Source organism: Nostoc sp. NMS9, from assembly GCF_017114995.1.
Lineage (GTDB): Bacteria > Cyanobacteriota > Cyanobacteriia > Cyanobacteriales > Nostocaceae > Nostoc.
In genome coordinates, this window is the sequence record NZ_JABXKL010000058.1 from 1 (window position 1) to 12,051 (window position 12,051).

Annotated in this window: 12 protein-coding genes; 8 read left to right on the forward strand and 4 right to left on the reverse strand. The window is 40.8% G+C overall.

The features are described 5' to 3' along the window. Positions 1 to 180, forward strand: a 180-nt coding sequence (locus HWQ40_RS17150; protein WP_292779816.1) for a hypothetical protein, incomplete at its 5' end; no start/stop codon positions are given. A 518-nt stretch (positions 181 to 698) separates the two neighbouring features. Here the strand turns inward: HWQ40_RS17150 and HWQ40_RS17155 are convergent. Then, positions 699 to 1,289, reverse strand: coding sequence for a hypothetical protein (locus HWQ40_RS17155; protein WP_292779817.1), 591 nt, complete (start codon positions 1,287 to 1,289; stop codon positions 699 to 701). 337 nt (positions 1,290 to 1,626) lie between these two features. Between HWQ40_RS17155 and HWQ40_RS17160 the strand changes: the two genes are divergently transcribed. Then, on the forward strand, positions 1,627 to 2,547 hold the full coding sequence (locus HWQ40_RS17160; RefSeq protein WP_292779819.1) for a lysylphosphatidylglycerol synthase domain-containing protein: 921 nt from the start codon (positions 1,627 to 1,629) through the stop codon (positions 2,545 to 2,547). 12 nt (positions 2,548 to 2,559) lie between these two features. Here HWQ40_RS17160 and HWQ40_RS17165 read toward each other — a convergent pair whose 3' ends face one another. After that, positions 2,560 to 3,882, reverse strand: coding sequence for a hypothetical protein (locus HWQ40_RS17165; RefSeq protein WP_292779820.1), 1,323 nt, complete (start codon positions 3,880 to 3,882; stop codon positions 2,560 to 2,562). 1,124 nt (positions 3,883 to 5,006) lie between these two features. Here HWQ40_RS17165 and ndhL point away from each other — a divergent pair. The 5 genes from ndhL to HWQ40_RS17190 all read left to right on the forward strand — a co-directional run bounded on the left by ndhL (position 5,007) and on the right by HWQ40_RS17190 (position 9,062). Next, positions 5,007 to 5,219: an NAD(P)H-quinone oxidoreductase subunit L gene (ndhL, locus tag HWQ40_RS17170; RefSeq protein ID WP_094347179.1), complete on the forward strand. Its 213-nt coding sequence runs from the start codon at positions 5,007 to 5,009 to the stop codon at positions 5,217 to 5,219. A 24-nt stretch (positions 5,220 to 5,243) separates the two neighbouring features. Then, the gene (locus HWQ40_RS17175; protein ID WP_292779821.1) at positions 5,244 to 5,555 is read left to right on the forward strand and encodes a DUF3007 family protein; all 312 of its coding nucleotides are present in this window, start codon (positions 5,244 to 5,246) and stop codon (positions 5,553 to 5,555) included. Positions 5,556 to 5,682: 127 nt separating this feature from the next. Then, positions 5,683 to 6,510, forward strand: a complete 828-nt coding sequence (trpA, locus tag HWQ40_RS17180; protein WP_292779822.1) for a tryptophan synthase subunit alpha — start codon at positions 5,683 to 5,685, stop codon at positions 6,508 to 6,510. Positions 6,511 to 6,743: 233 nt separating this feature from the next. Beyond that, positions 6,744 to 7,409, forward strand: coding sequence for a heterocyst differentiation related protein (locus HWQ40_RS17185; RefSeq protein ID WP_292779823.1), 666 nt, complete (start codon positions 6,744 to 6,746; stop codon positions 7,407 to 7,409). A 114-nt stretch (positions 7,410 to 7,523) separates the two neighbouring features. Beyond that, positions 7,524 to 9,062 (forward strand): hypothetical protein, encoded by a 1,539-nt coding sequence (locus HWQ40_RS17190; protein WP_292779824.1) that lies wholly within the window; start codon positions 7,524 to 7,526, stop codon positions 9,060 to 9,062. Between the two features lie 98 nt (positions 9,063 to 9,160). Here the strand turns inward: HWQ40_RS17190 and HWQ40_RS17195 are convergent, their stop codons facing one another. Then, entirely contained in the window at positions 9,161 to 11,089 is a 1,929-nt protein-coding gene (locus HWQ40_RS17195; protein WP_292779826.1) for a serine/threonine protein kinase, read from the reverse strand. 163 nt (positions 11,090 to 11,252) lie between these two features. On the opposite strand from HWQ40_RS17195, the gene HWQ40_RS17200 reads away from it, so the two are divergent. After that, entirely contained in the window at positions 11,253 to 11,741 is a 489-nt protein-coding gene (locus tag HWQ40_RS17200) for a hypothetical protein (RefSeq protein WP_292779828.1), read from the forward strand. A 128-nt stretch (positions 11,742 to 11,869) separates the two neighbouring features. Here the strand turns inward: HWQ40_RS17200 and HWQ40_RS17205 are convergent, their stop codons facing one another. Further along, positions 11,870 to 12,004, reverse strand: coding sequence for a hypothetical protein (locus HWQ40_RS17205; protein ID WP_292779830.1), 135 nt, complete (start codon positions 12,002 to 12,004; stop codon positions 11,870 to 11,872). Positions 12,005 to 12,051: the final 47 nt, after the last annotated feature.

The following is a 12,051-nucleotide window of genomic DNA, read 5'->3' on the forward strand; positions in this document are numbered from 1 at the left end:
AAAGACTCATTAATGGAGTTCAAAGACTCATTAATGGAGTTCAAAGACTCATTAATGGAGTTCAAAGACTCATTAACGGAGCTAAAAGACTCATTAACGGAGCTAAAAGACTCATTAACGGAGCTAAAAGACTCATTAATGGAGTTCAAAGACTCATTAATGGAGTTCAAAGACTTATAGCGGTTCCCACATTACGAGTGTAGGGGCACGGCACTGCCCATTGGTGTCAACTTAAGCTAAAACCCTTTTCAAATCTCGTTTCCAGCCTCTTGCTGGAAATGCTCTTCAATTGCGGCTCTGCCGCAAGTCTTGAGGCGGAGCCTCAGCGACGGGCATTCCCAGTCGGAGCAGGGGAACGAGATAACAGACAATCTCTACAAGCTGGTTCTAGGCTGGCTTTCATGTTAAGTTGACACCAATGGTGCCGTGCCCCTACGGGTGTACCTCACGTAAACGAGAACCGCTATATAGAGATATGATGAGTGAAAAGAATGTAGAGACGTAGCAGTGCTACATCTCTACAAGGGTTCTGGATAACGCATATTTAATTTCTAGAGATATCTATTAATAGAGTTTAAGGGAATTAAACCCCATCTCAAACCCAAAAAAAGCCTGTCTACGCAGGCTTTGTTTAGGTAGCCCCAGACTAGAAGTCTGTGGGCGCTTTCAAATTTTTACAAGAAATTAAATGACTAATTTCAATCAACTGCCCTCTTCACTGCATTACCTGCATCGTCAGCTGTGCGCTGAACATTTTTTCCAGCATCCTCAGCTCCACGCTGAACATTTTTTGTCACGTCGTCGGCAGCATTCTGGGTATTTCCCTTAAGATTTTCAATTCCTCGCTGAGTTCCCTTAACAACACCTTTCCGAACTTCTTCAGCTGAACTGCCGATATCTTCACCCAAGTTCTTCACTCTTTCGCCAAGTGGTGTACCTTGTTTGAAATTTTCACCATATTGCCCTGGGCTGTCAGCTCCTTTCTGGTCAATATTTCTTTGAGCATTTTTTACTAGCGCCTCAGCTCTGTCATTAGCTGCTTTTTCATCTTTGGCTCTAGGATCTACATCACTAAAGTTATTGATACCACCAGCAGGAGAATTCAGAGGATAATCCTTTGTAGAATCGTATCGCTCTATATTAGGTGCTTGAGAACCACGCTGTGGTGGTTGTGTTGCTATTCCTGGAGCACCACAAGCTTGTGTCAGAAATAAGAATATTCCTGCTAAAAAAACAGTTAAAACTTTCAAGGGACGAATGTTTTTCAGCCAAGTCATTGCTTTTTTCATAGTTTCACTCCTTGCATTTTTGTGGACTAGTTAAACTTCAACCAAAATAGCATTTGGAATTAATTTTGTATCCCAAGCATTCAGAAAGAATAATAACTTTAATTAATACTATATATAATTAAATAAGTTTTACCTCTAGCGCAAGTCACATTTTAATTAGCGCAAAAGGAATAATTTTATCTAACTCTAGGGAGATATAAACTAAAATAATATGGTTGTCGTCAAAAGAGCTACATCAACCTGTTTGAGACTTCCAAAGCTTTGGATATATAGCTAATGTCCCATCATATTTGAGGTATTTAGCCTTTGTTGCTCTCACCGTTAAATGACTAAATTCATGAAGCAATTTTTACGCTGGATAATTTTGGGGGGAACGCTGTTTTTTTTAGGAAAAGCTCTGAAGGATAATTGGATTGAGGTGACTGCTATCCGCATTGATGGGGTAGGATGGGCAATTATGGCGATCGCTACAGGGGTAACTTTACTAGCTCATACTTGGGCAGGCTGGATTTGGACTTGGATTCTTCAAGAGTTAAATCAACCTGTATCATCTCCCCAATTCATCCAAGTTTACCTAAAAACGAACATAGCTAAGTATTTACCAGGTAATATCTGGCATCACTACGGGCGAGTTGTCGCCGCCAAAAATGCCAATATTCCTACTGGTGCAGCCACTTTGAGCGTTTTGCTGGAACCGCTACTCATGCTAGCGGCTGCTTTAATCATCATTGTCTTATGCAGTAGCCAATTTGCAGCAGCGAATACTACCCTTGTTATACAAATACTACAAATTCTGAGTTTAGCTGTAGTCCTTGGTGCGATTCATCCCTGGTTTTTGAACCCAGTTATTCGTTTTTTGTATAAATTAAAAGCAAAAAAGTCTGCTGCTACCACTCAATCAACTGTTCCCTTCAGTCTTAAAAGCTACCCTTTACGTCCTTTGTTAGGAGAAGTGGGCTTTATGGGACTACGCGCCACTGGGTTTATATTAACTATATTTGCCTTGGGTTCGTTGAATGTGAATCAAATTCCTTTGTTATTAGGGGCTTTTAGTTGCGCTTGGTTGTTGGGATTTGTTATACCGGGTGCGCCTGGTGGGTTAGGTGTGTTTGAAGCGACTGCGTATGAACTTTTACGACACCACTTTCCATCTGCCTTAGTATTTAGTGCGATCGCTCTATATCGCCTCATTAGTATTCTAGCTGAAACTGTGGGTGCTGCCCTAGCTTGCTTAGATGAACGCTTTGCAAAATCCTGAATCAGGTGAAACTCATTTTTGTCTATCTACTTTCATCTGTGAAAACACACGATAACTATCCAGATTTAATTGCTGATTACAGCTTTGTTGTTCTTCTTCCATCTTAATCAAGTTATATTCTACATTTTCTGCATAAATGGCAAACGTGATATTAAAAATCTCGATAAAATTTATGACTTCTTTGCATTCCTCTTCAGAATAGTTTTCGTAAAAACGAATTAAATGAGCAATCCGAGTTTCTAAATGTGTCCGGGAATTTCTACAAATCAAAATAATCTTTAATAATATAATTACCAAGGTTAGAGCATGACCTTGGTTAATTAATAAGATAAATAATTGTGAAGGTTCTTTAGCATTTTCTGTTGTAAAGTAATCAATCACTCGATTACAGGTTCTCAAGAAAAATTCTTTAGTGATAATTTCTTGATTATAATCCCTCTTCCATAAGGATAAACTATGTGCAAACTGCTGCCGCCAAGTTTCGACTGATTCTTGATTGTCTACAGAAAAAAATAGATATTTTTCTAGGTTTATTTTAAATTCTTTCAGAGTTTGCTTTTCTGTTTGTTTAATAAATATATGGGCAATATTATCATGACTAAATACGCCTCTTTTTAAGACAATTGCTTTTATTAAGCGCAGAGCTTGGTCTCCCAAAATACTAGGATTTTTATAGCGTGTTGTGCTTGAGATGGGAGATTGAGAACGAGCAATATACATTGCTAGTTCAAACTTAAATTTGTCTTTCATCTGTTTAGAAAGCCTTCTAGCAGCCTCTTGTTGCTCTTTAGAGTTCTTATTATTAACAGATTGATAGATCAATAAATAGGAAGTATAGCGATTAGCCCAATAACCTTTAGATGATTCTTCATATTTAGTAGCAAATAATTTCAGATCCTTGTAATCTTTGCTATTGGCAAAATTCTCTAACCAGATTTTACAAGTTTTTACTAGTGGAGGATTATTGTCCTTGATTTTCAGATTTTCACTAACAAATAAATTAACTAAGTCTTGGATATATTTGTCTTTTCGGTTAGTTTTCCAATTATTAACTATGATGTAGCAACACCGCTTAAGTGTATTATAGAATTCCTGTTCATTATCATCTAAAAAAATACTATATATTCCGGGTATATAATCGGAATATTCGGAATCAAGACCGTCTATAAATAAACCTTTGAATTCTCGTAAAATATCCTCTGGTGGCAGTTTCTTGACAATTTCCACAAAGAAGCTATAAACCTCCTCTTGGGCAGTTTGCACATCTAATTGTCTAGAGTTAGACGTAACACAATGGGGATTTTCCTGACTAATTGATAAACGATTAGCGGTCATTTCAGTTATCAGGACAAAAAGGCTTCCTGTTCATATTATTACCAGCTTAACCTTGGTGAACAGGAGCATCAATCTATTCTTCAGAAATTCAGTCATCTTTTTACATAAATTTGATTAACTAGGACTATAAATAAAGTATTAAAGACAAATTGTTTAATTCTTCATCAAATAGTTCAGTGAAATTACTTATTTATAACCAGAAAAGACCATACATATATGGATATGGGCGAATTTATCTATAGATTAGATACAATCCGCCCATACCTTCTATCGAAGCCTTTCGGTATTTTAAATTTTTAGTGGGGGTGGAGGGACTTGAACCCACACGACCTTTTACGGTCAACGGATTTTCATTCTCCCGCAGTTTTCACTGCTACCTGATGACAATACAATAGCCAGCTCGGATTTTGAGAATTGGACTCTCCCTTTACCCTCGACTTAACGTTAGGGTAGCTCCCGTCGGGTCTCTGCACCTTCCGAACAGTTGATGAGTTAAGAGTTAGGAGTTAAGAGTTTTAAATTTACTCAGCACTCAGCACTCATGACTCAGGACTTTCTTCGGCTTGGCTCAGGATTGCCATGTCTGTCACCAGATTTAGGTTTCCCTGAGTTTGAGAGCTTCCACTTGAGGGATTTCTCCTTCAAGGCTCAATTATTTAAGTCCGTAGCGTCTACCATTCCGCCACACCCCCAAAGGTGTTTGGCAACTAGTGTAACTAGTTATTTTCTAGAGGTAGCAAATACCTCCTTATCTATTCCACCATCAATTGTGTCTTTTGTCCAACTAGATTGAAAATATTTTTTCCAGATTATGCGATCGCTTGCCAAAGTTGGAAGTCTTGTTTGTTCTTTGGTAATTAATCTGGATGAGTTTTCGATCTTGTCTGACTAGAGCATTTGTTTGCTAGTGGATTCACATAATAGCATGATATTAGCTTTTGCCATGAAATCCGTTGAATTGCCCACAGTAAAAGTACTCCAGCCCGCCAAAACTGCGCTTTCGCCTCCCTGTTAGTGGTTTCGAGGAATTCTGGCACAGTTATGTTAAAAGCATTATGACTATACTTCTCTGAGTCTGTCTCTTCAGCCTATGATGGAAAACAGATGCTTAAGACTTGAAAGTTATGATTGTCGCCCTGCTATATCTGATTTTGGCTGGAGCTTACCTTCTGGTAATCCCCATTGCTGTTTTGCTGTACCTGAAGCAGCGTTGGTATGTAGCTAGCTCCATTGAGCGTGTCTTTATGTACTTTTTGGTGTTTTTCTTCTTTCCGGGTCTATTGGTTCTATCGCCGTTTGCAAATTTCCGACCCCAACGGCGACAAGTTCAAGTTTAACGAGATTGGTAGGTCATAACTCTCATGCGACGGATTGACGCTATTGGAATTGGCTTGGGTGTTTTTATTGCCGGCGGCTTGGCATATTTGGGATTGCAGCTAGTCGGTTTGGATAATCAGAAAGCTGGTATATGGAGCCAAGTCTTACTAGTCAGTGGGTTAGTTGGCTGGTTAGCCACCTATTTTTTCCGTGCGGTGGGACAAAAAATGACCTACCACCAACAGCGGGAACAGTATGAGCAAGACTTTCTGCAAAAGCGGCTAGACGAGCTTACTCCCGAAGAACTAGCACGAATTCAAGCCGAAATAGAACAAGAAGAGCAATCTCAGGTGTAAAGTTATCATTGGTCAGTTGTCTCATTTGTCCTTTGTAACTTGCCTAAAGCTAATGACCACTGACCAATGACCACTGACCAATGACCACTGACCAATGACCACTGACTATTGACACTTGATGACTAAAATGACTGCAATTTCTGATTGCTTTAAAACCCTTGGGCACAATGGTGAGTGCGCTCTGATTCCGTTTATCACTGCTGGCGATCCAGATTTAGAAACAACAGCAAAAGCCTTGCAGGTTCTAGATCGTAATGGAGCCGACATTATAGAAGTGGGTATACCATACTCCGATCCTTTGGCTGATGGACCAGTCATTCAAGCTGCTGCTACCCGCGCCTTGCAAAGGGGTACGAAATTGGAGCAGGTGCTAGAAATGCTGCAAGGGATTACTCCCAAATTGCGATCGCCCATTGTTCTGTTGATCTATTACAACTCAATTTTGCACCGGGGAATTGAAAAATTTCTTAGGCAGATTGCTGCTGCTAGGGTTGCAGGATTGGTAATACCTGACTTGCCCTTAGAGGAAGCCGCAGGATTGCTCCAAGCAGCTAGTGAGATGGGAATTGACGTAATCTTGTTGATCGCTCCCACCAGTTCTGCTGAACGGATCGAAGCCATCGCTCGTTCTTCCCAAGGATTTATTTATTTAGTCAGCGTCACTGGGGTTACAGGAGTGCGATCGCAACTGGAAATCCGCGTGTCCGATTTACTCAAACAAATTCGTAGTGTTACTGATAAACCCATCGCAGTCGGCTTTGGCATCTCCGAAGCTGCACAAGCCCGTCAGGTAATGGAATGGGGCGCAGATGGTGCGATCGTGGGTAGTGCTGTTGTCAAACGGTTAGCCCAAGGAACACCAGAGCAGGGACTATCGGCGATCGCCCAATTTTGCCAAAGTCTCAAGGCAGCCATCAAGACCACCAACACCAGCACAAATACTCCTCTTGATTAGACCCAGAAAGTAGATTAAAAAAGATAACAGTGTAGTTTATATCCTTATTTGATAGACAATTTGACCATTATGGTCTTGAATATTAACATCAGATATGATTGTGTAAAAAAACTAGCTGATAGAGTCGCTTATAGTTTGAGTATTATGTGAAATCAAGTAGGCATAATTTATGAGTGTGAGAGTGAGTCAGTCAAAAATGATTATAGTTACGTCGCAATCGAGGAGCAAAGGCGATGAGTGAGAGTATGGCATTTATCGGCGGAGTGGCCGTAGCTGGGCTGGCGGCTCTCGTGTTGCTCAAAGGAACAAATACCCCTCTACAACCTAACTTTGCTGTTGCTCCACAAATCCCAGGTGTAGTCGCGCCCCAAGGAATACAGCCACAAATGTATCCTTACGGGCCTTATGGGCAACCAATGTATCCCAATCAGGTTCAGCCACCGACTGGTACTAATACTGACCAGCGCCTAGAGATGGAGAAACTGAACACGCAGATGCAACTGGAGCGTTTAAAAAACGACAATGAACAGCTAAAGTTGCAAAATCAACAACTCCAGGGCCAAGTCCAAAATTTCAATACTCAGCAGCAGTGGCAATTAGCCCAGCAGAATAACCAACCAAAAACAGCAGCAACATTCCAGCCGCAAAATACTTGGTGGTCTTCACCCGTGCTTTGGGCTGTGGGAGGCGCAACTCTCACTATTGGTGGTGGTGTTGTTGTCGCTGGGGTCTTGGCTTTGTTCTCACCACGGCAGCGTCCAGCCCGTACTGTACAAGTTATTCACCCTTACCAAGGAAATACGCCGCCCTTGGTTCCAGTGCGTCGGGCTGAGTTTCTGCCTGCTTCGCGGATGGAAGCAAGACGAGTTGAAGCCCCAGAATACGACGAAATGCAGTAACAACAAAAAATATCGGACAAAGCATCTAGGTAAAAGATATACAGAGTAACACTGTTAAAATACTGCCTAGATGCTTTTTTTGTACATGAGTGATTAATCAAGCTCAAAAAGCGGATGAAACTCAAAAAACTGGTGATGTCTTCTCTGCGAGACGCTACGCGTAGCTTGCTTCTCCGTAGAAGTACGACGACCTGCGCTCACGCAGTATCATTAATCATATTTGGTGTAGCTTGTCAAGCTGTGGATAAGGTTGCTATTTACGAGAAAAATAATGGTAAGCAGCCAGTCCAAGCAGAACTTTTAGCTAAAATTGCTGTCGGATATGCAAAATTAGGACAACAGGATAAAGCCTCGAAGTTATTAGCCCCAGCTATTCAGACTGCCAAAATAAATGAGTCTATCAAAACAAGTGAGTCTTTTTACATTAGACTCAAATTATTAGAGCAGTTGGGAATTACTTACGTAGAAATGGGAGAATACGACAAAGTACTTCAAGTAGTAAAATCTCTTAAAGTATACGAGCCAAGATACAAAGACGCTATGTTGAAGCGTATTACTACTCGCATGGTGGAAGTGGGGCAATACGAAAAAGCTCTTCAAATTGCCAAATTAATATCAACAGGTGGTTATTTATTTGAAGACATTAGCTTTTTATCTCAATATATTAGCATTGCTTCTCAATCTACAGCAATGTCTGAAGTTGCACTTAAGTACGCACAAACCGGGCAAAAGGCTCAAGCAGAACAGATATTAGTACAAGCACTTCAAAAAGCTAAAACCAGTGATGAGATGGCTGAAATTGCACTCAAATATGCACAAATTGGACAAAAAGCAAAGACATTGCAACTGCTAGCGCAAGTATCACAAAATGCACAAATTCCAACCGATACCGCGAAAGTGGCTGTTAAGTATGCACAAGTTGGACAACAGGCTAAGGCAGAGCAGTTGTTAGCCCAAGCCCTTCAAAGTATTAAAAAGGAAAAAGATGGTGGAATAAAAAATCCTTATTTACCTGATATTGCTATTAGTTATGCAAAACTGGGGCAATGCAACCAAGCTATTGAGATTGCCAAATCTATAAAGGGTTACCCTGATGATGAAGCATTGAAAGACGGTTATATCACTCATGATGGTTTAATTATTGGCGAGAAATTACCAGATGTTTTTATTGAAATTGCTAAGAAGTGTACAGCAGCAGGGCTTTATGAGCAAGCCTTTCAAGCGATTCAGGAAATAAAGTTTTTTGACAATAAAAGCGATGCGTTAGGTGTAGTTGCTGTTGAGTATGCAAAAAAGAGTCAATACAAGCAAGCTTTTCAAGTACTTAAAAATAATCTTGATTCTGACTATAACAAAGCCTTGCTTTCGTCAGAGCCTGACTCTATCAAAACAAGGTTTTTGCTAAAATCTGAATCTATCAAAGCTAAGGCTTTACCTAAAATTGTTGAGCAAGCTACTCAATCAGAACCATCTGCTAAAGCAGAGCAGGTATTATCCCAAGCACTTGAAGTTGCTAAAACTATCAAAAGCCGTGATGATAAAGTTAGGGTAATAACTGCGATCGCTATTGGGTACGCACAATTAAAACAAAAAGATAAAAGCGAGCAATTATTAGCACAAGCCCTTAAAATCGCTGAAAATATATATCAATAAAAGACAAATTAGTTCAAGATTGATAGATAAAGGTAATAAGATTATCTATTACCTATTACCAATAGCTACTGAAACATTATAATTAGCAAACTTTGATTTTACAAACCGCTTTCAGGAGTTTCAGTAGCATTAGGACTCTCTTTTGTGGCAGGTTGCTTAGTATCGGGAAGTTTCTGTTGGGTACTCTTCTGATTACCTTGATTTTTTAGCTCAGTTAGTGCCTGTTTTGCTAGATTTTCGGCTGCTTGTTTAAATAATGGTTCTATTCTATTTCGCCAATATTGAGTATTAGGCAACTTTTCTGGATGGTTTCTATAATCTAAAACTTTATCCCATTTACCATCATCTATTGCTTTGTTGATCTCATTAGATAACGCCTCCGCCTTCGCCCAATCTTCCTGCCACTGGGCAATCATTTTGCCTGTTTCTTGGATACCAGAAGCAGCATTTGCCGGAATTGATCTTAAAAGTGCGATCGCTCCAATTATATCTCCTGAATCATACTTCTTTTTTGCTTGTTCTACAATATTGGCACTGTTATCATTAGGTTGCGATCGTTCTGATTTAACAGTATCGTCAGTTGACCCCTTCGGCTTTTCTGGTAATGGACTTACTATATCCTTAGATTTTGGTTTTGGCTTGGGAATTGTTCGAGTCGCAATCAAGCTACTATCATCTACAATCCTAGTTGCAATACCCTTTTCGCGCAGGCAAGAACCCCATTCTTGATTATTGGTTATCACGGTTGGGTGTGCCCAAGCCAAACGACCAGATTTAAGTTTAACTTCTATCCAACCTGCTTTTGTCCGTTTGCCAGTCACCTCGAAACTGGTATTATCACCAACTGTTTGCACAATATTACCAGAATTTATCGAACTAGGTTCAGAACGGATATTAGAATTTCCGACGACAACAGCCGAGCACTTATTTGCTAAGGCGGTATCCTGACCTGTAAGATTTGAAGCTAAATTTTTCACATTTGGATATACATTTGCTACCAAGGCAGCCGCACCACCCGCCAGTAATATGCCAATTAATATCGGCCAGGGGTCGGATTTACCAGAGTCTTTACGGGCAGGTTTAGCAGGGACAGGATTTGCTGGTGCAACTGCAATAGTTTTCAGCCGAGATACTTGAGGCTGGGATTTGGCTGCTTGGTAACTGGAATTTTTGGCTGCTTCTTGAGGTATGGAAAGTGCAGGTACTGGACTAATCGCGTCTTTACATGCTTGCAGTGCTTGCGTGGCGTTTTGGTAGCGGTCTTTGAAGTGATAACGCACCATCTTGGACAACACTGCCGCCAGTCCATGATTCACTGTTACTGAATGCCGCCAGATAATTTCCCCTGTTTCCGGGTCTTCTTGCAATTCTGTTGGCTGTAATCCTGTTAATGCTTGAATGGCAATAATACCAAGGGAATAGATATCGCTGTTGGGACGAGGTTTACCTTGCCCTTGTTCTGTGGGCATATAGCCAGGAGTGCCAATAACTACTGTGGCAGAGGCTTGTCCGCCCACTGTTACCAGTTGTGTACGCAGTTGCTTCACTGCTCCAAAATCAACTAAAACTAATTTATTATCTGAGAGGCGACGGATGATATTATCCGGTTTGATGTCGCGGTGAATCACGCCTTGGCGATGGACAAATTCGAGAATCTCTAGAACTTCTTGCAACAGTTGAATTACTTGTCTTTCATTCCAACGCTTACCAGGTATAAGTTCCTCACCTAGGGTATGTCCTTCAATATATTCTTGTACTAGATAGAATTCTTGGTTTTCGTCAAAGTACGCTAGCAGCCTGGGTATTTGGTCATGGTTGCCCAGTTTTTCTAAGGTTTCGGCTTCGCTGTTGAACAGACGTTTAGCAGTATCAAAAACTCTGGGGTCAGTTCCGGGTTTAAGGTGCTTGACAACGCAGATGGGATTGCCTGGCCGCCTAGTATCTTGGGCAATGTAGGTTTGACCAAATCCTCCCATCGCAAGGACTCGAATTACTTGGTAACGATGGTCTAGTAGCTTGCCTATCATATTCCCTCCCCAGAGTTATTACCTAATTTTCCAGCTGGTAATAAATATCTCCAAATTTTCTTCAATGAAATCCGCTATCTTGAGAAAAGATTTAGATTAAAAACGCAGCTTTTTAATAAACGCAGACTGTTTATTTTTCTTTTAGTGCCCCTGTTTATTACCAATGCCACCTAAAATAACAAATCCAGTTGCATGGCAGCAGGCTGAAATCCTCATGCAACCTGCTTTCATTCGCGTTATCGACAATATCCGCAAGCAGCTTGATGAATCTTCCTGGACGGGAACTTACCATGATGTCCTGATTTGGCCGCCTAGCACCACTGATGAAATCAAAGCATTGGTGACTGAACTGTTGCAAGCAATGGAAACTGCAACGCCCCAAGAAGCAGATGAAATCAGAGGAACTCTGGCTCGTCTGCCGATGCCCCATCCAGGATATCATCTACGTTTGCAGCGTCAACAGCAAGAAGCGAGTATCGATTTGTGGGAACTGTGTTATCAGGTGTGTTTTCTTGAATACAGCCCAGAGAAGGAAGCTGCTGATATTGATACTAGTTTAATCGATGAATTCGGTGAAGTGGATTGGCTGCGTTTGGATGCTAAGTCAAAGGAGTTAGTTGAGCAGGCGTTTGCTAAATTGCCAGAAGGGTAACAAATAAAATGCCCTCAGAATATAATTCTGGGGCTATACAAACGAAACCCAGCTGCGTGCGTGGGTTAATGAGCTTTTTAAGCCTGTCTTAACCACCTACCTAATAGTTTATACTGGCTTCCAATTATTTAAAGATGCTTGAATAGTTTGGTATCATCTCCTTCACTGAGGCGACCTTGGCGAATTTCCTGAAGGTACTGTAAAAGACGTGTGCCAGTGTTGTATATGCTGTCGTGTGCTGCTTGGAACTGTTCAGAGGACATAATTAATTATGTGAGGGAAAGTTTAGCTAAAGCACGTACAGCTTAAA